General features: G+C 47.8%; 24 protein-coding genes and 5 tRNA genes. 21 read left to right on the forward strand and 8 right to left on the reverse strand.

Annotated elements, in window-relative coordinates; translation table 11 throughout:
• The 18 genes from ACTRXH_RS12605 to ACTRXH_RS12690 all read left to right on the forward strand — a co-directional run.
• On the forward strand, positions 1 to 729 hold a 729-nt coding region (locus ACTRXH_RS12605), incomplete at its 5' end, for a Na/Pi cotransporter family protein (protein ID WP_474282424.1).
• 94 nt (positions 730 to 823) lie between these two features.
• The gene (locus ACTRXH_RS12610) at positions 824 to 1,306 is read left to right on the forward strand and encodes a DUF456 domain-containing protein (RefSeq protein ID WP_474261797.1); all 483 of its coding nucleotides are present in this window, start codon (positions 824 to 826) and stop codon (positions 1,304 to 1,306) included.
• A gap of 78 nt (positions 1,307 to 1,384) precedes the next feature.
• Positions 1,385 to 1,459, forward strand: a tRNA-Asn gene (locus ACTRXH_RS12615).
• Position 1,460: 1 nt separating this feature from the next.
• Positions 1,461 to 1,537, forward strand: a tRNA-Met gene (locus ACTRXH_RS12620).
• 21 nt (positions 1,538 to 1,558) lie between these two features.
• A tRNA-His gene (locus ACTRXH_RS12625) sits at positions 1,559 to 1,634 on the forward strand.
• A gap of 24 nt (positions 1,635 to 1,658) precedes the next feature.
• A tRNA-Ile gene (locus ACTRXH_RS12630) sits at positions 1,659 to 1,735 on the forward strand.
• 30 nt (positions 1,736 to 1,765) lie between these two features.
• Positions 1,766 to 1,858 (forward strand) — tRNA-Ser (locus ACTRXH_RS12635).
• A gap of 361 nt (positions 1,859 to 2,219) precedes the next feature.
• Complete coding sequence (locus tag ACTRXH_RS12640) at positions 2,220 to 2,831, forward strand: superoxide dismutase (protein WP_091611828.1); 612 nt, start codon at positions 2,220 to 2,222, stop codon at positions 2,829 to 2,831.
• A 142-nt stretch (positions 2,832 to 2,973) separates the two neighbouring features.
• Positions 2,974 to 5,100 (forward strand): peptidoglycan D,D-transpeptidase FtsI family protein, encoded by a 2,127-nt coding sequence (locus ACTRXH_RS12645; protein ID WP_474282426.1) that lies wholly within the window; start codon positions 2,974 to 2,976, stop codon positions 5,098 to 5,100.
• 184 nt (positions 5,101 to 5,284) lie between these two features.
• Entirely contained in the window at positions 5,285 to 5,434 is a 150-nt protein-coding gene (gene rpmG, locus ACTRXH_RS12650; RefSeq protein WP_298787882.1) for a 50S ribosomal protein L33, read from the forward strand.
• A gap of 83 nt (positions 5,435 to 5,517) precedes the next feature.
• A complete protein-coding gene (locus ACTRXH_RS12655; RefSeq protein ID WP_474282428.1) occupies positions 5,518 to 6,081 on the forward strand; it encodes a 5-formyltetrahydrofolate cyclo-ligase in 564 nt (187 codons plus the stop codon).
• Positions 6,071 to 6,841 (forward strand): DUF92 domain-containing protein, encoded by a 771-nt coding sequence (locus ACTRXH_RS12660; protein ID WP_474282430.1) that lies wholly within the window; start codon positions 6,071 to 6,073, stop codon positions 6,839 to 6,841. The genes ACTRXH_RS12655 and ACTRXH_RS12660 overlap by 11 nt, the downstream gene beginning before the upstream one ends.
• 55 nt (positions 6,842 to 6,896) lie before the next feature.
• Positions 6,897 to 7,652, forward strand: a complete 756-nt coding sequence (locus ACTRXH_RS12665; protein ID WP_474282432.1) for an HAD family hydrolase — start codon at positions 6,897 to 6,899, stop codon at positions 7,650 to 7,652.
• Positions 7,645 to 8,826, forward strand: coding sequence for a rhomboid family intramembrane serine protease (locus ACTRXH_RS12670; protein ID WP_474261802.1), 1,182 nt, complete (start codon positions 7,645 to 7,647; stop codon positions 8,824 to 8,826). The genes ACTRXH_RS12665 and ACTRXH_RS12670 overlap by 8 nt, the downstream gene beginning before the upstream one ends.
• Positions 8,827 to 8,886: 60 nt before the next feature.
• Positions 8,887 to 9,087: a YqgQ family protein gene (locus ACTRXH_RS12675; RefSeq protein ID WP_298787873.1), complete on the forward strand. Its 201-nt coding sequence runs from the start codon at positions 8,887 to 8,889 to the stop codon at positions 9,085 to 9,087.
• A 4-nt stretch (positions 9,088 to 9,091) separates the two neighbouring features.
• Positions 9,092 to 10,063: an ROK family glucokinase gene (locus ACTRXH_RS12680; protein WP_474261803.1), complete on the forward strand. Its 972-nt coding sequence runs from the start codon at positions 9,092 to 9,094 to the stop codon at positions 10,061 to 10,063.
• A 36-nt stretch (positions 10,064 to 10,099) separates the two neighbouring features.
• The gene (gene aspA, locus ACTRXH_RS12685; RefSeq protein WP_474282434.1) at positions 10,100 to 11,518 is read left to right on the forward strand and encodes an aspartate ammonia-lyase; all 1,419 of its coding nucleotides are present in this window, start codon (positions 10,100 to 10,102) and stop codon (positions 11,516 to 11,518) included.
• A 9-nt stretch (positions 11,519 to 11,527) separates the two neighbouring features.
• Positions 11,528 to 12,550, forward strand: a complete 1,023-nt coding sequence (locus ACTRXH_RS12690; protein WP_474282436.1) for an MTH1187 family thiamine-binding protein — start codon at positions 11,528 to 11,530, stop codon at positions 12,548 to 12,550.
• 64 nt (positions 12,551 to 12,614) lie between these two features.
• On the opposite strand, the gene ACTRXH_RS12695 is transcribed toward ACTRXH_RS12690, so the two are convergent.
• Genes ACTRXH_RS12695 through comGA form a run of 8 tightly spaced genes read right to left on the reverse strand, consistent with a single transcriptional unit; the run spans position 12,615 to position 16,642 of the window.
• Positions 12,615 to 13,031 carry a hypothetical protein gene (locus tag ACTRXH_RS12695; protein ID WP_474282438.1) on the reverse strand — a complete coding sequence of 139 codons (417 nt, stop codon included), beginning with the start codon at positions 13,029 to 13,031 and terminating at the stop codon, positions 12,615 to 12,617.
• On the reverse strand, positions 12,964 to 13,476 hold the full coding sequence (locus tag ACTRXH_RS12700; RefSeq protein WP_474282440.1) for a competence type IV pilus minor pilin ComGF: 513 nt from the start codon (positions 13,474 to 13,476) through the stop codon (positions 12,964 to 12,966). The genes ACTRXH_RS12695 and ACTRXH_RS12700 overlap by 68 nt, the downstream gene beginning before the upstream one ends.
• Positions 13,379 to 13,705: a hypothetical protein gene (locus ACTRXH_RS12705; protein ID WP_474261808.1), complete on the reverse strand. Its 327-nt coding sequence runs from the start codon at positions 13,703 to 13,705 to the stop codon at positions 13,379 to 13,381. Before ACTRXH_RS12705 ends, ACTRXH_RS12700 begins: the two co-directional genes overlap by 98 nt.
• Complete coding sequence (gene comGD, locus ACTRXH_RS12710) at positions 13,689 to 14,141, reverse strand: competence type IV pilus minor pilin ComGD (RefSeq protein ID WP_474261809.1); 453 nt, start codon at positions 14,139 to 14,141, stop codon at positions 13,689 to 13,691. The genes ACTRXH_RS12705 and comGD overlap by 17 nt, the downstream gene beginning before the upstream one ends.
• Entirely contained in the window at positions 14,141 to 14,440 is a 300-nt protein-coding gene (gene comGC / locus ACTRXH_RS12715) for a competence type IV pilus major pilin ComGC (RefSeq protein ID WP_091611794.1), read from the reverse strand. Before comGC ends, comGD begins: the two co-directional genes overlap by 1 nt.
• A complete protein-coding gene (locus ACTRXH_RS12720) occupies positions 14,433 to 14,585 on the reverse strand; it encodes a hypothetical protein (protein WP_474261811.1) in 153 nt (50 codons plus the stop codon). Before ACTRXH_RS12720 ends, comGC begins: the two co-directional genes overlap by 8 nt.
• 15 nt (positions 14,586 to 14,600) lie before the next feature.
• Positions 14,601 to 15,641 carry a competence type IV pilus assembly protein ComGB gene (gene comGB / locus ACTRXH_RS12725; RefSeq protein ID WP_474282442.1) on the reverse strand — a complete coding sequence of 347 codons (1,041 nt, stop codon included), beginning with the start codon at positions 15,639 to 15,641 and terminating at the stop codon, positions 14,601 to 14,603.
• Positions 15,638 to 16,642, reverse strand: a complete 1,005-nt coding sequence (gene comGA / locus ACTRXH_RS12730) for a competence type IV pilus ATPase ComGA (protein ID WP_474282444.1) — start codon at positions 16,640 to 16,642, stop codon at positions 15,638 to 15,640. Before comGA ends, comGB begins: the two co-directional genes overlap by 4 nt.
• A gap of 307 nt (positions 16,643 to 16,949) precedes the next feature.
• Here comGA and ACTRXH_RS12735 point away from each other — a divergent pair, with 307 nt between their 5' ends.
• The 3 genes from ACTRXH_RS12735 to ACTRXH_RS12745 all read left to right on the forward strand — a co-directional run bounded on the left by ACTRXH_RS12735 (position 16,950) and on the right by ACTRXH_RS12745 (position 21,173).
• Positions 16,950 to 18,803, forward strand: a complete 1,854-nt coding sequence (locus tag ACTRXH_RS12735) for an assimilatory sulfite reductase (NADPH) flavoprotein subunit (protein WP_474282446.1) — start codon at positions 16,950 to 16,952, stop codon at positions 18,801 to 18,803.
• Positions 18,804 to 18,830: 27 nt separating this feature from the next.
• On the forward strand, positions 18,831 to 20,549 hold the full coding sequence (cysI, locus tag ACTRXH_RS12740) for an assimilatory sulfite reductase (NADPH) hemoprotein subunit (RefSeq protein ID WP_474261816.1): 1,719 nt from the start codon (positions 18,831 to 18,833) through the stop codon (positions 20,547 to 20,549).
• A 171-nt stretch (positions 20,550 to 20,720) separates the two neighbouring features.
• Positions 20,721 to 21,173: an N-acetyltransferase family protein gene (locus tag ACTRXH_RS12745; protein ID WP_474261818.1), complete on the forward strand. Its 453-nt coding sequence runs from the start codon at positions 20,721 to 20,723 to the stop codon at positions 21,171 to 21,173.
• Positions 21,174 to 21,185: the final 12 nt, after the last annotated feature.

Genomic DNA, 21,185 nt, shown 5'->3' on the forward strand with positions numbered 1-21,185 from the left:
GGGGCGCTGGCCTACCTGGTCACGAAGCTCGTGCCGGGCAAAGGGGACGAAATCGAGTACAAAGCCAAGCACCTCGATCCGGCCTTTATCCAGCAGTCCCCGGCGATCGCGCTCGACCAGGCGAAGCTCGAAACCCTGCGGATGGCGGAATATGCAGGTAAAGGCCTCCAGAAGAGCGAAAGTTACCTGGAGACCAAAAATAAAAAGGACGCGGAAAACATCGTCCGGTACGAAGAAGCGATCAACAATCTCGACAAAAATATTACGGATTATTTGATCGGTATTTCCGCCCGCTCTTTGTCTAAGGAAAATTCGCGGAAACACTCAGTTGTGATGGATACTGTCCGCGACATTGAACGTGTCGGCGATCACATGGAAAATGTGATGGAGCTTGTGGACTATCAGCTGACCAATAAAGTGACGCTTTCAGAAGAAGCGTACAAAGACTTAAATGAAATGTTCACGCTGACGATCAGCACATTTAACCGTGCTGTCGAAGCACTTGAAAAAGATGATTATGAGATTGCCCAGCAGGTTGCCAGACAGGAAGAAGATATCGATAAGATGGAGCGGAAGCTGCGTAAAAAACACATCCTGCGTCTGAATGAAGGCAGGTGCTCTGGTTCTGCCGGTATCGTGTTTGTCGACATGATCAGTAATTTAGAGCGTATCGGCGACCATTCTGTAAATATTGCCGAAACGGTACTGGATGACCGGGAGGTTTCATAAGAAAAAGAAGGAGGATTGCCTCCTTCTTTTTTATTGATTATATAGAGAGAAAAGCGGCTATAGAATTATCATACATCTGCAAAGGGAGGTACGTATGGAACTGATATGGTATTTACTGGGGATTGCCTGCTACACACTGGCGCTTGTCGCGGTTGTTTATCCGATTCTGCCGGGTGGTATTTTTCACGCAGCTGCTGCCCTTATGTTTGCACTGGGCTATGGGTTTGCAGATATCGGTGTAGTTTACTGGGTGATTCAGGCAGTTATTGCGGTGCTGCTGTTTGTAATTGATTACGCGGCTAATTATTATGGTATCCAGCGGAGTGGAGGTACGAAATACGGCATCTGGGGGAGCCTGATCGGTCTGGTTGTCGGCCCGTTTATCATTCCGGTCGCCGGCATTCTGATTGGCGCACTTGCCGGAGCTGTTATTGGAGAGTTAATCGGAGGCCAGAAATCGTGGAAGCAGCTTGGTAAAATTGGTGTAGGATCTGTCGGCGGGTTTGTCGCAAGCGTTGTTATAAAGGGCGGTATATTGCTAGTGAATGCCATTTATATTATAATAATTCTTGTTTAAAGAAATACAAAAATCTGTTTGACGCGTTTTTAAGGAAATGATATAGTAATTACTGTCGTAAAAACGGCAGTAACACATTCCGCAGTAGCTCAGTGGTAGAGCAATCGGCTGTTAACCGATTGGTCGCAGGTTCGAATCCTGCCTGCGGAGCCATGGCGGCGTAGCTCAGCTGGCTAGAGCGTACGGTTCATACCCGTGAGGTCGGGGGTTCGATCCCCTCCGCCGCTACCAATATATTTACATACTCATACGGCGGTTGTGGCGAAGTGGTTAACGCACCGGATTGTGGTTCCGGCATTCGTGGGTTCAATTCCCATCAACCGCCCCATTTTTTTGTCTGCAATGCTTTTAAGGACCCTTAGCTCAGTTGGTTAGAGCAGACGGCTCATAACCGTCCGGTCGTAGGTTCGAGTCCTACAGGGTCCACCACTTTAAGAATCAGTGGGTAAATATGCATCTGGAGGAATACCCAAGTACGGCTGAAGGGGACGGTCTCGAAAACCGTTAGGAGCTTTACGGCTCGCGAGGGTTCGAATCCCTCTTCCTCCGCCATTATTATATTAAATACTAATTTTTATATAACTGGACAGCTAACTTTTCCGCAAATGCCGGAGAAGTTTTTTTATTTTGAAGACAGCTCTGGGCGGGACGTGGCAAATCGGGAATATAGACGCTTTTGAGAGGCTGGTTTTTCCATGTGCAGCGAAAGCTGGTTAGATTTTTATGTTTAAAGAAGAAGTATAAGGGAATAATTAACTTTGGCAGGCTTTCTAGTTGATTACAGCAGAAAGCCGATTTGAAAAATAAGAATTGTTTTGGTAAAGTAAAAGTAGACTAAGTGTAATTTTGTATACTAAATTAACGCAAAGTCACTTTGAACAAATCACCAGAACTTTCAAGGAGGGCATTTTGTATGAGTACACATCAACTACCAGATCTACCTTATGCACCAAACGCATTGGAGCCTCATATTGATGAGCAGACAATGAATATTCACCATGATAAACACCACAACACGTATGTGACAAAATTAAATTCAGCCTTGGAAAATCACAGCGATCTTCAAAACAAGAGCGTTGATGAACTGATCAGCGATTTGAACGCTGTACCTGAAGATATCCGTACCGCAGTAAGAAATAACGGCGGCGGCCACTCCAACCACTCCATCTTCTGGAAGCTTCTCAGCCCTAATGGCGGCGGCGAACCAAAAGGCGAAGTGGCAGATGCCATTAAGAGCAAATGGGGAAGCTTTGACAAGTTCAAAGAAGAATTCGGCGCAACAGCAGTTGGACGTTTTGGTTCCGGCTGGGCTTGGCTCGTATTAAACAACGGCGAGCTTGAGCTTATGGATACGCTCAACCAGGATTCACCGATCATGGAAGGTAAAACTCCACTTCTCGGCCTGGATGTCTGGGAGCACGCGTATTACCTGAAGTATCAAAACCGTCGTCCGGATTATGTAGCAGCATTCTGGAATGTTGTAAACTGGGACGAAGTTGAAAAGAACTATCAGGCAGCTAAATAATATATTTAAAGAGTCCGTTCCCGGAAACCGGGAACGGATTTTTTCTGTTTAGGAAGAGAGCAGAAGTTCGGCAGCGGCTTTTTTCTATGCTATACTTAACTGGAAACAAGCAAACTTACATATATTAAGAGAGGGATTGCGTGTGGCTTCCAGAAAAAATAAAAAACCTTCCATTCCTTTTCGGCTGAACGTACTTTTTTTCGCTGTTTTTATATTGTTTTCAATATTAATCCTGCGGCTTGGCTACGTACAGATCGTTGAAGGTGATACGTACGAAGAGGATGTGAATGAAACGGCCTCCACATCGGCGAGCCGGGTCGATGCCCCGCGCGGAATTATGTACGACCGCAATGGAACCGAGCTGGTGGATAATAATCTTATTCTGACTTTAACGTATACGAACCAGAGAAGCTATGAGGACGAAGAACGCCTTCAGACGGCTGAAGAACTGGCTGAACTGATTGAATTTGATGAAGAGGAAACAGACCGTGAGAGCATGCCGGAAAGAAACTTGCAGGACTACTGGCTGTTAACTCGTGAAAGTGAAGCAAAGGAGCTTGTCTCAGACAAAGAAGAAGAGCGCCTGATGGAAAACGATAAAGATCCATATGAAGTACAGCTCGATCGGATTACAGAGGAACAATTGAATGATATCAGTGACGAAGAGCTGGAAGTTGTAGCCATCTGGAGTGAAATGATTTCGGGGTACTATGACTCGCCGCAGCGTGTTAAACGGGATTTGACAGAAGAAGAGGCCACGGCGATCAGCGCCCGTCTCGATGAACTTGATGGTGTGGATGTAACGAGGGACTTCCGGCGTGACTATCAGTATACGCAGGCCTTCCAGAGCCTTTACGGAAAAGTGGGGTCAATTCCTGAAGAAACCGTAACCGAGTTTCTTGCTAAAGGGTATCAGCGCTCCGATGAGGTTGGCCAGAGCTTTCTCGAGGAATACTATGAAGACACGCTGAGAGGCAAAAAGGGAACTGTCAGCGGTGAGGATGATGACGCCGAGGAGACGAATAACGGAAGCCGTGGCAATGACCTCGTGTTGTCGATTGACATGGATCTGCAGCAGGAAGTACAGACGATACTTGATAATCAGATGGGGCAGTCGGAGGGATCGTTTCCAAACGATCAGCAGGCCTATGTGACTGCAATCGATCCGAATACCGGGGAAATACTTGCTATGAACGGTTATGATGATCAACTCGGGAACGTAACGAATACGTACGAGATGGGGTCGACAATCAAACCGGCAACAGGCATGATCGGCCTCCAAGAGGAAGTTATCACGGAAGATACAAAAATTAATGACAGGCCGATTGACCTTCCAGGCCCAGGAGGACAAGTCGAATCTTCTCACGAAATCGGCACAATAGATATTGTCGGTGCTATCCAGGAATCATCCAACATATTTATGTCCGAAATTGCGATGCGGCTGATGGACTATGAGTATGGAAGCGGCGATGGTTTCAACGATCAAAAGGTGGACGAGGCATATGCGACAATGAGAGACTATTATCATCAGTTCGGGCTTGGGGTGGAAACTAGCATCGATCTGCCATCAGAAGCTACTGGTTTAAATGCTGGGAGGCAGGTGCCGGGCAGCTTGTTGTTCTTCTCCTTCGGCCAGCTTGACACGTACACACCGCTGCAGCTGGCGCAGTATTCCGCGACTATTGCTTCCGACGGTAAACGGATGGAGCCTCACCTCGTGAAAGAAATTCGTGAACCAAACCGTAATACGGACGAAATGGGTGCAGTGCTTCACCAGTTTGAACCAGAAATGCTGAACCGGGTTAATATTGACAAAGAATACTTTGATATTGCCCAGGAAGGTATGTACGATGTGGTAAACACGGATTTGGGAACCGCGGACAGCTATTTCACGGACGTAAATATGGAAATTGCCGGGAAAACAGGGACGGCCCAGCGCAGTGTCCGCAGAGAAAGCGACAATGAAGTAGTAGAGGTAAACAACCAGACCTTTATCGCCTACGGGCCGTATGAAGACCCGGAGATAGCGATTGCGGTAGTGGTTCCTAACGCTTATTCGAGTGATGAGGGTGGACGCTCGGGTATCGCCAACAGCATTGCCGCTGATACGATGCAGGCATATGTGAATCTTAAGGAAGAACGTCCGGGAGCCGGAAACAGCGAAGACGAAGCTGAAGGTGAAAATGAAGAAAATGGCGAAACCACGGACGACAATGAAGAAAACGCAGGAGACGAAGAAAACTCCGGCGGCGACGGGGAAGAACAGTAATCCTGCTGGAATAAAAGACTGCAGCAAGTTGTTTTGTTCTTAACACTTTTTACTGATTTGCCGCTTTTACAAAAAATATTCTTAACTTTCCTGAGAAAAACTAACATCACAGACTTGAAGCACAAATAGGAATCTGATAGTATTACTAAGTATGAAAAATGTACGAAAGTAGGGAGGGAATCACATGCGTGTACAAGTAACGCTTGCCTGCACAGAGACTGGTGACCGTAATTACATCACCAGCAAAAATAAACGCACAAACCCTGAGCGTATTGAGTTGAACAAATATTCTCCTCGTTTAGGAAAGCACACTCTTCATCGCGAAACGAAATAAGCAGCAGGAGATTACATCTCCCAGCTGCTTTTTCTTTTGTCTTTAAAGCATGGTCCAATGAAAAGACATGGGAGGGCAAATAATTGAATAAACATATGCTCCGGCAGCAGGTAAACAGCGCCTATCAAAATCTTTCCGGAAGTGATCGCCTGGCGGCAGAAAAAAAGATTTATGAGTACTTATTCCAATGGAGCGGATGGAAACAGGCGGAGACGATTGCTGTAACTGTTTCGCTCAAAAATGAAATAAATACCGGGCCGATTATTGAAACGGGATGGCAGCAGGGAAAGCGGATGTGTGTACCTAAAATTGAACCTGAGCAACGCGGAATGGATTTTTATGAAATACAGGAATTCGGTGAGCTCGAGCGCTCGATCGGTCAGATATATGAGCCTAAAAAAAGTGTCTGTCCCCTGGTGCCTCCGGAGCAGCTGGATCTTGTTCTTGTGCCTGGTCTTGTATTTAACAGGCAGGGCTACCGCGTTGGGTTCGGGGGCGGATACTATGACCGCTTTTTAAACCGGGCGGATTTTGCTACGGCCTCCCTGATTCATCCTTTTCAGCTTCAGGAGTGTATTCCGGTGGAAGCGCACGACGTGCCGGTCCAAACCCTTATCAGCAGCGAAGGCCTTATTCATGTGGGGTGAAACGGCACTCGGTTTAGTATTCGTGCTGTTTTTAATGATGATTTGGCAAAAAGGATCATTAACGTTTACCGCAACGGTATCAGCCGGAGTGCTCGGCACGCTTATATACACATGGACAGGATGGCTGGGGGCAGCAGCGCTGCTTACTTTTTTTGTAAGTTCGACAGCTCTGTCACGTTTAAATAAACAGGAAAAGGAACAGCGGGACAGCGGGCAGGTATGGGCGAATGGAGGACCGATGCTTATATTTGCTGCTTTGTCCAGCGCCGCTTCTTGGGAAGGGTTTTTAGCTGCTGCTGCAGGTGCAGCGGCGGCAGCAAATGCGGATACGTGGGCGTCAGAGCTTGGCCGCCGGTTTGGTGGCCGGCCGTTTCACGTGCGCAGCCGAAAACGAATAGAAAACGGTTTTTCCGGAGCGGTTTCCGGAGCAGGAACGCTGGGAGCTTTTGGCGGTGCTTTGCTTGTGGGAGGGGTAGTTTATTTTATTTCTTCGGAGCCGAATGTCTTTATGCTTATTGCTGTAAGTGCTGCTGGCGTATGCGGCTGCTTTATTGATACATTTCTCGGAGCCTATACAGAACGGATGAATCGCTGCAGCGTATGTGGGTCCTATACGGAAGCTGCAGTCCATCATGGAAGGGAAACCATTCACGCCTCGGGCATTTCATGGATGACAAACAACGCTGTGAATGCGTTAAGCTCCTTTGGAGGCGGTGTGGTGGTTGTGGTGCTGTACATTGTTTCTTTCTTTTCCTTTTGATTTCGCCTTTAGCGGGAGGTTGCTATAATAGAAGGAAGAAAGGTGGCACAAGTACATGCGCTGGACAACGATTTGTTTCGATCTGGACAATACCCTCTACGATCACGAAAAAGCTTTTCAAAAAACAATCAAAGCTGTGTTTGTTTCCATCAGACAGCAGATGAATAAAGAAGCTCCGTTCGTTCATGAAGATAAGTGGTTCGAGGTGTTTAAATATCACTGTGATTTGTTTTGGCGGGAATACGAGGAAGGCACTCTTACGCAGGAGCAGTACCGGGTAAAGCGGTATGCAGAAACGATGCACGTGTTTGGGCTCCCGGCGTCACGCCGGGAAGCACTCGAGTTTCATCAGGAGTATGAGCAGCGGCTGCCGGAATTCAGCGAACTGTTTGAGAGTGTACCTGGTTTGTTGGAATCGCTCACAAAAAGCAGCGTCCGCCTCGGTATTATTACAAATGGGTCAGAGAAACTGCAGAAAGAAAAGTTTTATCAGCTTGAGCTTGATCGCTGGATCGACCACCGTCATCTTTTTATTTCTGAAATGGCCGAAGCTCCGAAGCCGAAAGCGGCAATTTTTGATGAAGCGCTGCAGCTTATGGATAGCCGGAAAAAACGGGCGCTGTTTGTCGGTGACTCGTGGGCCCACGATATAAGGGGAGCGGAAAATGCAGGATGGGAAGCTATCTATGTGAACACCCGCGGGGAGAAAGCAGGACCTTCGGCAAATACAGTAAAAGAGTTTAGCGAATTCAATCAGGCAGCATCATATTTAAGAGAAATAGTGGAAGAAGGACGGCGTTCGGATGTCTAAACGGGAAGCTCACCAGTTTTGGAAATTTACAGAGCAGCTTATGGAGGAAGAATCCTTCCGCCTGATTGACGTCGGTCCGGACCGGAAGCGCGTATGGCTTCAGGGGGATGTGGACGGACAACCCTGGATTGTGCGCATGGCACGGGTGGAATATGAACGTCTCGGGCGGCTGGAAGAAGACAGGCATGAAGCGGAAAAAAGCTTTCACGGGTGGAAACGGCGGCTCGCCTTAAGGAAAGCAAAATTTGCGAACGTATATATTACTTCTTATCCTCCGGCAGATATGACAGAGCCGATGGAGAGCGGAGACCGCGAAGCCCGCTCCTTTTTGTTCGCCGATGACAACGGGCGGGGCCTGGCGGATGCGCCCCCTTCTGTCAGTACGTATCTAAAAACCAATGAATGGGCATGGGGCGGCCTGGAAGAAGAGCTCGAACCCGAAGAGCATGAACAAAGAGCCTCCTTTTACCGCCGGCAGGCGGAAAAAAAGCAGCGGGAGCTTGAAGAGCAGGACATGTCCTTTTTTTCAAGCGGGAAGCCGATTGTGACCTATATTGTGCTGGCACTGCTTGCCATGATTTTTTTAGTGCTGGAGCAATCGGGAAGCAGTATGAACGTCAACACTCTCATCGAGCTTGGAGCGAAATACAATCCGGGAATTGTAGACGGAGAATGGTGGCGCCTGGTTACTGCTATGTTCCTTCATATCGGTTTTCTGCATTTGTTTATGAACAGCCTGGCGTTGTTTTTTATTGGCGGCATCACAGAACGTATTTACGGCACAACGCGCTTTATTATCATTTATTTTGCCGCAGGTGTATTTGCATCGACGGTCAGCTTTGCTATGAATGAACAGGTGTCAGCCGGAGCCAGTGGTGCTATCTTTGGCTGTTTCGGGGCCCTTTTATATCTGGGACTTGCCCATCAACGGCTGTTTTTCCGTACACTTGGCATGAACGTGCTTGTCATACTCGGGATTAACCTGATATTTGGGTTTACCGTGCAGGCAGTGGATAACGGGGCCCATATTGGCGGTCTTGTCGGTGGATTTATAGCCTCCGTTCTTGTGCATCTTCCGGGACACCGATGGCAGTTTGTGCGTGTAGGAGCGTTTGCGTTTTTTGTTTTGGCGTTTGCCATCTTTTTTGCGATCGGTATGTACCGGTGGAATTAATCAAAATACGTAGTAGAAAAACGCCTTTCGCTTGCTATAATGAAAGGAAGCAGGATAACTATGGAATCCATGACAGAAATCCGGATGTGGCTGCGCACGGTCGGGGCCTTCATCTATACGAAAAATCGTTTAATGGATTTAGACTTAATGGAAGAAGAAATCAGAGAAGCCTATAAAAACGGACTTTTGGATGTCAGGATGTATCAGACTGCTTTATTAACGATAAAAAGAGAACGACGAATCGAGCAGGAAAAGGGGTAGACAAATGGCTGAAAATTACGTGATCGGAATCGATATCGGCGGCACCGCGGTAAAAATGGCGCTTTTTGACCAGGACGGGGGCATGCAGCATAAATGGAGCATCACGACCAGCAAGGAAGAAAACGGAAAATACGTGCTCGATGAAATTGCCGCATCGATCGAGCATGAACTGAATGAAAAGCAAATTCCACTGACGAAAATCGCCGGCGCCGGTGCGGGGCTTCCCGGCTTTATCGACATAGAAAATGGCATTATCGAATTCGCAACAAACATAGGGTGGAAGGATTACCCGGTCGCTCGTATTCTCGAAGAAAAGCTCGGTTTTCCCGTGGCGCTCGATAACGATGCCAATCTTGCAGCGGCGGGCGAATACTGGAAAGGGGCCGGGACAGACGTCCGGGATATGATTTTTATCACGCTCGGCACGGGCGTCGGAGGAGGAATTGTGCTTAACGGGGATTTGGTGAACGGCAAAGATAATATGGCTGGGGAAATCGGCCATATTACCGTGAAACCGGAGGGAGGCCGGCTTTGTAACTGCGGCAAACGCGGCTGTCTGGAAACCATCTCTTCAGCAACAGGCATGGTGCGCGGGGCCCTGGAGCATATCGACGAAGCCGAAGGTTCTCCGATTTATGATGTGCACCAGCGTGGGGAAGAGATTACGACTAAGGATTTGTTCGCCTATGCCACATCCGCTGACCCGTATTGTGCCGGCGTGATTGACCACGCCATGTATTACCTGGGACTTGCCGTCGGCAATATGGCCAACACCCTGAATCCGGAGCGAATCGTGATCGGCGGCGGTGTGGCTGCTGCCGGAGATGACTTACTGCAGACGCTGCGCGCTCATTTTGATATGTTTGCGCTCGACAAAGTCAAAAGAGGAACAGATTTTGTTATTGCCGATCTTGGGAACGACGCGGGGGTGGCAGGAGCCGCGTGGCTGGCTAAAAATCATTACTTGAACGGATAAAATAGAAAAAATGATCGTTAAAAAGGGGCTAAAAACATGGAAAACTACCGTGTGGAACGTGACTTTTTAGGAGAAAAGAAAGTACCTAAAGATGCTTATTACGGAATTCAGACACTGAGGGCAAAAGAAAACTTTCCAATAACCGGCTATCCGCCGCACACGGAATTGATTAAAGGATTCGGCTACGTAAAAAAAGCAGCGGCAACTGCCAACGCGGAAGTGGGCTTTTTGAATGAATCAATTGCTCAGGCGGTCACAGAAGCAGCAGACGAAGTGATCGAAGGTAAATTTGATGATCAATTTATCGTGGACTCTATTCAGGGAGGGGCGGGGACCTCCTTTAACATGAACGCAAACGAAGTTATTGCTAACCGCGCCATTGAATTACTGGGCGGTGAAAAAGGGGATTACCTTCGGGTGAGTCCGAATTCCCACGTAAACATGGCTCAGTCCACCAACGACTCATTTCCTACAGCTATTCACATTTCGGCTCTTCGTCTTTCACAGGGTCTTGTAACTGCGCTCGATAATTTGATCGAAGCGATGGGCGAAAAAGAAGAAGAGTTTGACAATGTTATCAAAATGGGACGTACGCATCTGCAGGACGCCGTGCCGATCCGCCTTGGTCAGGAATTTGGTGCCTACCGACGGGTGCTGACAAGAGACCTGCGCCGCATTAAGCGGTCAGTGGATCATTTGTATGAAATTAACCTCGGGGCCACAGCTGTGGGCACAGGGCTCAATGCGATGCCCGAATACATTGACCGTGTAGCAGAAATTCTTGCTGAGCAGACAGGGATGCCATTTTACAGTGCAACTGACCTTGTGGACGCAACGCAAAATACGGATTCCTACACCGAACTGTCAGCGGCACTCAAAGTACATGCGATTAACCTGTCCAAGATGGCAAACGATCTCCGGCTGATGAGCTCCGGGCCCAGAACCGGCCTGAATGAAATTAACCTCCCGTCCCGACAGCCGGGTTCCTCCATTATGCCGGGGAAGGTGAACCCAGTCATGTGCGAACTAATTAATCAGATCTCATTTCAGGTCATTGGCAATGACCATACGATCAGCCATGCTTCGGAAGCCGGTCAGCTCGAACTGAATGTAATGGAGCCGGTGCTCGTATTTAATCTGCTTCAATCCCTTTCAGTGCTGCAGAATGGTCTGAAAGTGTTCCGGGAATTTACTATTGAAGGAATAACAGCCAATATTGAACACTGCCGGAGCATGGTAGAACGAAGCGTAGGCATTATTACAGCCATCAACCCGCACGTTGGGTATGAAACAGCTGCGAGAATCGCAAGAGAAGCGATTGAAACGGATCAGAGCGTACGCTCGATCTGCATCGAACGGGGAATATTGTCTGAAGAAGAACTCGATGAAATTTTAGATGCCAAGGAAATGACCAAGCCGGGGATCGCAGGTTCACGATTCATGTACGGCGAGTAACAGCCGTACATGAAAATTCGCGGGCTTTCCTATCAGCGCGGCGTGTTTTTCTTTGGAGCTTCTTTTATCAGCAGAGCCTATGTTGGCAGTGAAGGAAAGATACATGCCGAACTGCTTCCCCTTTCCATGCGGTCTTACTTAAAAGTGGCGGCAGTGGTTATAGGGGCGATGCCCGTCTGGTACAAGCTCACAGCTGCGGCCTGGCTCACAGCGGTCTTATTTCAACTGCTTCCTTTGTATTCGTTTTTACTATTTATCATGGGGACTCACTTTATTTTTCCGCAGCAGCTCAAAAAGTTTCACGGCGCAGAGCATAAGGTTTTCAGCTTTACCGGCGTCCCTAAAAAAAGCTCGTGGAAAAGAGTGGGGAGGGCATCGATCACAAACCGTCACTGCTCCACGAACATTGTTTTTATATACTTCGTTTTGTTTCTTGTCATGGCGTCTCCGGTTTACATTGTTTCTTCTCCGGGAAATGTTTTTATAGCTGTCAGCGCTTATATATCACTGCCAATGGCTTTTGCGGCAGAAGAAGTGCTCCAGCGGCATTTTGCCGGCAGCAGAAACACATGGCTGAAGCCTTCGTATTGGCTTCAACGAAATATTACATGTTCCGTGCCGGAGAAGGTACACGTTCAAACTGCGATTACAGCGTTTCGGATGCTTGCTGAACGTGAATTTCCGGGCCGGCTTGGAAGAAAACGAAAGGAGCAGTTATCTATGGCAATTGTTGATGTGACAGTCTCTCCTATAGACAAACAGGGAACCGGGATGTCGGACACAGTAGCAAAAATTCAGGACGTGCTTGAAAAACACAATGATAAAATTGATATTGAAATGACGCCAATGAGTACACTTCTCGAAGGAAATATTGACGATCTGCTTCAGGCCGTCAGAGAAATACACGAAATTCCTTTTGAAGAAGGCTATCAGCGTGTATCAACAAATATTCGCATTGACGACCGCCGTGATGCAGAAGGCAAGCAGATGAAAAAGAAAATGGAATCAGTACGGAATGCACGAAAGCAGTAACCAATACGGAATGCACGAAAGCAGTAACCAATACTGAAAGCCGGCAGAATTAACTCTGCCGGCTTTATCTATGTTCTGGGTAAGAAAGAGCTTTATAAACAGAGGCTTTCCAATCTGCGGTGTAAGTTACCTGCTTGGAAAATCCCAGGCGGTGACGGGCAGTGAATTTGATTTCGCCGCTCCTGGATTCTTTCCATTCGACGGTGCCATCCGGCATCGATACGGTGCCGGATTCAGAAGGTGCTTCAATATAAATATTTTCGGCATTCCGGATCATCCATTTTGCATCCAGGGATCCAAACTCCTCATTTTGCTGCAGAAGCTGAAGCTTCAAAAGTCCGGCAGCCAGTACCATAAACAAGAAAATGAATAAAAGAAAGAAAATAGTGGAGGGAAGAACAAAGCCTTCACGTTTATAAAGGGAAGAGCTTCTTCGTAGCTGCATGATAGGAAAGAAACGACTGAAGATGCTGCCCATCATTTAAAATCACCTCCACGTCTGCGCCGTAGTCTCCTGTCTCTACAAAAAAAGCAGAAGCTCCCTGGAGCATAATTTCAAATCCTTCGTTATCCACCCGGCGTACGATCCGCCCGTTAGACATAAAATATTCGTACGTATTTTGTCTGGATTCAATATAAAACCGTTGCTTCTCATACGTTAATGACTGAGCAATTTGCATATCTTCTTCCATTTGCTGAACGAATAAACGTGCTTCGGTATCGGGAGCCGGGACATCAGTTAAAAGAAGGCTGCTGAATTTAGCAGCGGCCAGTGCCCACAGGCTGAACAGCAAAAGAGTTATAATCATTTCAGGAAGTGTGACCCCTTTATTGCTTCGGAAGGACGTAAACGCACTGTTTGTTCCGGCTCCCTTCGATCGAAGTACACACTTTGTATCCTTCCTCGTATTCTTTAATGTGAACATGAATCCTTCCTTTCGAATAGGAAGCAGCATTGACGGCGGGAGAGGCAGACTGGTGAATGCGCCCTGCTTCCTTTTCCATCACATACAGCTGCTCGTAGTACAGCTGCTGGCTGCTCCAGGTCTGATAAGTCTGATGAAGAAGAGGGAGCATAAATAAAGTGACAGCGAACAGAAGCGAGAGGGCACTGACGGCTTCGATCAGCGTGAATCCATTACGAAGATGTCTCAACCCGGAGCCGCCCCCTTCCAATTTGAAATATAAACCGGTATGACCGTGACGGGCCGTGAAGGGCTACAGTACCAGCTTTTTTAATATTTCCTTTCTCCGTATAAGACAATGTATGGAACTGCAGCTTAGAGGCAGTAGGAGCAAAAAAGCCCTCGGGGATGTCACGCTGGATCAAAGGTTCACTGCGGTCGTTGCCTATAAGGGCGTAGTAGCCCTCATCTTCCTTCCAATCGAGACGGGTGGATATATGGTGAGTATAAGCATAGTGCTGGCTGTAAACGAGATCAGCCTGTAGCTGCTGGACGAAATGCTCTTCACGTGCGCTTTCATAGGCCGAAGAGAAATGAATAAATGGCACAGCAGCAAGCACACTAAACACAAGCAGTACTACGACAGCCTCAGGAAAGGTGTAGCCCTTCGAACTGAAAAGAGGCATCAGGATCCTTTACTTACGGCTCCGTTGTTATATACAAGCGGAGTGTTGTCCGGGCAGGTGGTCGTTTCAACATAGTCAGCTTCAACGAGATCCTGAAGAGAAGACGGCTCGCTGCCGTATTCAACTTCATAAGCAGCAGCCTGGGTTTCTAAAAGCTGGATGGTGGCGTCGCATCCTTTGGACTGGGCGACCTGGTTGTTTGTACCGATGTTCGGGATAGCAATTAAAAGAAGCACAGTAATAATGAGCAGCACAATCAGCATTTCCACCATAGTAAAACCTTTATTGTTTTTAAGCATATGTTTTTTCCTTTCTGGAAGAGCGGGATTGGCGAAGCATCTTTAATAAAGAAGCAATGTCTTCTTCTTTCTGCGTTTCAAGATCCGTCAAGCGTTTTTCAAGTACCGAGAGTCGTTCAGAAAAATAATCGTGAGGGGTTTGCATGGATGGTCACTCCTTTTACTGTATGGAAGTAATCATGTGATACATAGGTAAAAATACTGCAGCGAAAAGACTTAAAATCAGAATGCCGACTGAAAAGAAAAGAATAGGCTGGGCAGTCATGGTCATCCGCTGGATGTCTGTTTCGAGTTTATGCTGCGTCTGGCTGCTGTATTGCACAAGCACCTGGCCGAGCGCTCCAATAGACTGGCCGTACTGCACCGCCTGTCCGAGGCTTTCAAGGTACCATGACTGCCGGAATGTTTCCGGCAGAGGAGTCCCGGCAGCGAGCATCTGTTCAATACGCGCACCTTCTTCCTGTATTAACTGGGAATGCTTTTGATTTTTTAACACCAGACAGCTTTCGGAAAGAGACAATCCATTTAAGAGCAGGTAGCCGAACTGTTCGGCGAAAGAAGCGGTAGTTCTCATAGTAATAAAAGGATGGAGAAACGGCAGCCTGGTCCAAAAAAGAGTCCGATGAGAGGCAGGTTTCGGGCGGACAGCCAAAACATAAAATACTCCGAGGCCAGCGAGCAGAATAAAAACAAAGGCAAAGAAAAAAGGAGCGGCGGAAATCATTTTCATCACCATCCGGGTGTAAAAAGGGAGCTCCATGCTCAGCTGTTCAAACAGCTCGAGAAACTGGGGAAAAAGGTAGCGGACAAACACATAAGCGAGAATTATCAGCAGCCACAGAAGAAATAACGGGTAGTACAGAACTTTACGGAAGCTGCTCCAGGCCTCGAGGCGGCTCATATAATGATTACCCGCTGCAGTTAATCCTTCAGAGAGACGGCCGGACTGCTCCGCAAAATAAACAAAAGCAGCAATGTCCGAGGGGAAATGGTGTTCAAGTAAAAGCTCATGCAGCTCCCGGCCGCTGCGGAGATGTCTTCGTATGCTGCGCAGGGAAGCAGTGACGAAAGCGGGCTGTTCCCAGGAAAGCATCTGTATGGATTGATCCAGATGATATCCGCTGCCGAGCAGATCGCCCAGCTGTTGAAGAAATAGTGCTTTAGCCTCCGGCTTCCAGCTTCTTTTTAACAGCTTGCTCATACCCTGGTCTCCGCAAAGGCTTCCTTGTCGAACAAGCCGAGCGCATAACCCCGCTTCAGCTGCTCATTTATCCGGGGTGACTCGAGTGGTTTATTGGAATCAAGCATGGAATGGATATCCTGTCGGGTGGAAAAATCAAATAGCGCTAAGCGTCCGGGGGTGGAAAGAGAAGTGGTGGAAATAAGCCGTTGGTGGGCAATGAAGGTGGTGGTTTCAAGGAGGTCCGTTTTTGAAAGGCCAAGGTCCAGCAGTCTGCGGAGGACCCCAAAGGTACTGCCAGCATGCAGCGTAGTGAGCACCAGATGGCCGGTAAGTGCTGCCCGCAGTGCCAGCTTTGCTGTTTCAGTGTCACGTATTTCTCCGATCATAATAACGTCTGGATCATGTCTCATAGAAGCCTTCAGAAGTGATGCGTAGGTAAGCCCCGCTTTTTCGTTGACCTCGGTTTGAATGCAGCCGGGTATCCGGAGCTCTACAGGGTCTTCGATTGTAATAATGCGCTGCGTGTGGGAGGTGAGCAGGTGCTCGAGCATGGCGTAAAGGGTGGTGGATTTTCCAGACCCGGTGGCGCCAGTCAAAAGAACCAGTCCTTTACGGGAGGCAAGAACGTCTTCGAACGAGCGTGTAGTGGTGGAAGTTAAAAACAGCTGCGGGAGGGTGAATTGAAAAGTCTGTGGAAGCAGCCGGATAGAAAAGCTTTCCATACGTTCTGAAGGCATGGTGGAAAAACGGAGATGGACAGGGGGATGAAGCGAGCGGTAAGTAAGTGAACCATCCTGCGGACGCCTTCGTTCGCCGATATCCATACCGGCTCTGAACTTTAAGTGCGTAATAAGCCTGTGAGCAAAAGCCGAGGAATACGTATCTGAAAGCTCAAGGCGTCCATGGATACGAAAATAGAGAGAGGCTTCTGAATAAGACGGCAGCAGATGAATATCTGATGCGCCGGCGGCCGCTGCCTGATGGATCAATTGCCGTGTAAATGATTCGATGTTGGTCAAGGCCTCACCTTCTTTCTGAAAAGTAATTTTATTATATGGTAAAACAAAGGAATAATCTACCATTTTTTTCAATGTATTAATTTTTTAAGGAAAGCGTAACGGAAGCAGTGGTGTGATAAAATATAAAGGGCTTCGCAATATTCCGTCAGGAATTTAAAACCAACTTGACACATAAGAATTATACGGATAAAATTGACCATAATAAAATGACCAGTTTATATACATGGATAAAATAAAGCTAAAGAGAAAATTATTTTGTCCTTAGAACGATTAGATTGCAGTTAAATTTATTTGTGAGGTGGAGAGAGTGCAATTGCAGGTTACGAATAGTCCTTTTAGCCAGGAGCAGGTAGATTTACTGAACCAGCTCCTGCCGACATTAACAGAAAATCAGAAAATTTGGTTAAGCGGATATTTAGCTTCCCAGGCAGCTTCGGGTGCTGCGCCGGCAGCAGCTGAAGCGCCAGCTGTCCAGGAAGCAGTTGTACCCCAGGCATCCCAGGCAGACGCGGCTTCCAAGGAAGTGACCATTTTATTTGGCTCCCAGACCGGTAACGGCCAAATGATTGCAGAAGACAGCTCAAGAAGACTGAAAGATCAGGGCTACAATGTAACTGTAAGTTCGATGGACGATTTTAAGACGAAAAACATGAAAAAGGTGGAAAACCTACTAGTCATCGTAAGTACGCATGGAGAAGGCGATCCTCCGGATAACGCTATTTCCTTCCATGAGTTTCTGAACGGGCGTAAGGCTCCGAAGCTCGAAGATGCACGTTTTTCCGTACTTGCGCTTGGAGACACCTCCTACGAATATTTCTGCCAGACAGGCAAGGATTTTGATCAGCGGCTAGAAGAGCTTGGAGGCACCCGTCTGTATCCAAGAGTAGACTGCGATGTTGATTTTGACGACGACGCCGAAGAATGGATCCAGGGTGTTCTTTCGAGCCTGAATGAGCTCCAGGAGGAAACGGTGCAGACGGCAGCAGCCCCTGCAGGAGCGGCCGCGCCAGCTGCCCCTGCCACGGAACAGCCGGCATATTCAAGAACTAATCCGTTCCGGGCGGAAATATTGGAAAATATTAATTTAAATGGCCGGGGCTCAGCAAAGGAAACCCGTCATGTAGAGCTTTCACTTGAAGGGTCAGGCCTGACTTTTGAGCCTGGGGACAGCCTCGGCATGTTCCCGGAAAATGATCCGCTTCTGGTTGACCAGCTGATTCGCGAAATGGACTGGAATCCGGAAGAAACAGTAGTATTAAACAAGCAGGGTGATATCCGGTCGCTTCGTGAAGCACTCCTCTCTCATTTTGAAATTACGGTTTTAACGAAACCGCTGCTTGAAAAAATGAGCAAGCTGACAAACAACGAAAAACTCCCGGAGCTTTTGGAAACAGAACAGGCGGATGACCTGCGCTCATACCTTGAAGGGCGCGACCTTCTGGATCTGTTGAAGGACTACGGGCCATGGCAGGGAGGAGCTGCAGACGTGGTCGGTAATTTACGGAAAATACCGCCGCGCCTGTACTCGATTGCAAGCAGCCCATCCGCCAATCCTGATGAAGTGCATTTAACCGTAGGGGCTGTCCGCTACGATGCGCATGGCAGACCACGTACAGGTGTCTGCTCCGGACAGTGTGCAGAACGTACGGAACCGGGAGATACGCTGCCTATTTATATTCAGCACAACCCGAATTTCAAACTTCCGGATAATCCGTCTGCCCCTGTTATTATGGTAGGGCCGGGTACTGGTATTGCACCTTTCCGTTCATTTGTTGAAGAACGTGAAGAAGTGGAGGCGGACGGAAAATCATGGCTGTTCTTCGGAGACCAGCATTTCCGGACGGACTTTTTGTATCAGACTGAATGGCAGCAATGGCTTGACGAGGGCTCGTTATCAAAAATGGATGTAGCCTTTTCACGGGATAACGAAGAAAAGGTATACGTCCAGCACCGGATTCTCGAAAATAGCGGAGAAGTTTATCAATGGCTGCAGGACGGGGCGTTTCTGTACATCTGTGGAGATGAAAAGCGGATGGCCCATGACGTTCATGAAGCCCTGGTGACGGTGCTTGAAAAAGAAGGAAATATGACACATGAAGAAGCTGAAGCGTACATGCTCGATCTGCAGCAGCAAAAACGCTACCAGCGTGATGTATATTAATAACTACCGGGGAGGAACCAAACGCATATGTCAGAATACAGCAGCTTAAAAAACATTCAGGATGCCCCGTTAGATGGAATGGAGCACTTGAAAAAAGACAGTAACTTCTTACGCGGTACGCTTGTTAAAACGATGGCAAACCCTATTACTGCGAGCATTCCTGAAGCAGATGGAAAGCTGATGAAGTTTCACGGCAGCTACATGCAGGACGACCGGGACCTGCGCAACGAACGCCGCCAGCAAAAGCTTGAACCAGCCTATCAGTTTATGCTCCGTGTCCGCCTGCCGGCCGGCGTTATTACGCCGGAGCAGTGGCTCACAATGGATGAAGTGTCGCATAAATACGGAAATGGTACTCTCCGGCTGACTACACGCCAGACGTTTCAAATGCACGGGATTCTCAAATGGAATATGAAAAAAAATCTGCAGGAAATTAATGCAGCCATGATGGACTCCATCGCCGCCTGTGGGGACGTGAACAGAAACGTTATGTGCAATGTGAACCCCAATCAATCCGATGTGCACGGGGAAGTTTATGAGTATTCCAAACAAATTAGCGACCATCTGCTGCCGCGCACAACGGCTTATCATGAAATATGGCTTGATGAAGAGAAAGTAGCAGACAGCAAAGAAGAAGTGGAGCCCATTTACGGCGAAACGTATCTCCCAAGAAAATTCAAGATCGGGGTGGCTGTTCCGCCGTCCAACGATATTGACGTTTTCTCCCAGGACATCGGCTACATTGCCATTGTGGAAAACGGGGAGCTGCAGGGTTTTAACGTATCAGTCGGCGGCGGCATGGGAATGACGCACGGAGAGCCGGATACTTATCCGCAGCTTGGACGCGTTATTGGCTATGTGCCAAAAGATGAAGCGGTAAATACAGCGGAAAAACTGCTGACGATTCAGCGCGATTACGGCAACCGCTCCAACCGGAAAAACGCCCGTTTCAAATATACGATTGACCGCTACGGGGTCGAATGGCTGAAAAGCGAATTGAATGAACGGCTCGGCTATGAAATAGAGGCTGCCCGCCCGTATGAATTTGAAAGCAACGGAGACGAATATGGATGGATCAAAGGCAACGACGGTAAGTGGCACTTTACTCTCTTTATTGAAAATGGACGAATCAAGGATGAAGAAAATTATCAATTGATGACCGGGCTGCGGGAAATAGCCAAAATTCATACCGGCGACTTTAGGATGACGCCGAACCAGAACGTGGTCATATCCGATATTACGAGCTATAAAAAACGACAGATCAGCAAATTGATCGAGGATTACGGGCTGACAGACGGAAAGCATTATTCCGCTCTCCGCCGCAATTCCATGGCCTGTGTTTCCTTTCCGACCTGTGGACTTGCCATGGCGGAAGCAGAGCGCTATCTTCCGTCTCTGGTCGATAAACTTGAAGTAATGCTTGAAGAGCAGGGCCTGCGGGATGAGGATATTATTATCCGTATGACGGGCTGTCCAAATGGATGTGCCCGTTCAGCGCTCGGAGAGATCGGCTTTATCGGAAAAGCACCCGGAAAATACAATATGTATCTAGGTGCAAGCTTTACCGGCGACCGCCTGAGCAAGCTTTACCGGGAAAACATCGGGGAAGAGGAAATTTTAAGTGAACTTGAACCGATGATTGCCCGTTTTGCGAAGGAGCGTCACGAGGGAGAGCACTTTGGGGACTTTGTCATCCGTGCAGACTACGTTAAAGCAACTACAGACGGAATAAATTTTCATGACTGATAACAACGGGGGCGCGCTTAGGCGGCTCCCGTTTTTCTATGAATATAAAAGGAATATTTTTTCTTCAGTGCTTTTTTTCAGGGTTGTATCCTGTTTCCATGTGCCATAAGATGAAATATAGTGCGTTAAAACAATTATACGCAAGGTAATAGAACTATGCAGGAGGCCGTCATGAGTATAAGAATACGAACCGTAGAAGCAGAAGACATTCCCAGTCTAGCAGCAGTCATGCAGACTTATATTGTGGATCATTACGAGCATCCGGATCCCGGCATCAGCAAATTAAAAACGTTAATCAAAAAGCTTTTGGCCCAGCCGGAAATCGGCATCCAGTTTATTGTGGAACATTACGGCGACTTGATCGGTTTTGCTACCTTATATCAGACATTCAGCACCCTTCAGGTTAAAAAAACAGCGATTTTAAACGATCTGTATATTTCTCCCGAATTCCAGGGACAGCATTACGGGAAAGAGCTTCTCGAATTTGTCCTTTCTTACGTGCAGTCGGAGGATTTTGCCGGCATGGTGCTTGAAACAGACCGGACCAACAAAAAAGCACGGAGACTTTACGAATCGCTCGGCGGAGCTAAAAGCGCATGGACGCATTACGAGTGGGAATTTTAAATAAAGCAAAAC

The sequence above is a fragment of the Marinococcus sp. LNHM5E3-2.1 genome, assembly GCF_056034365.1.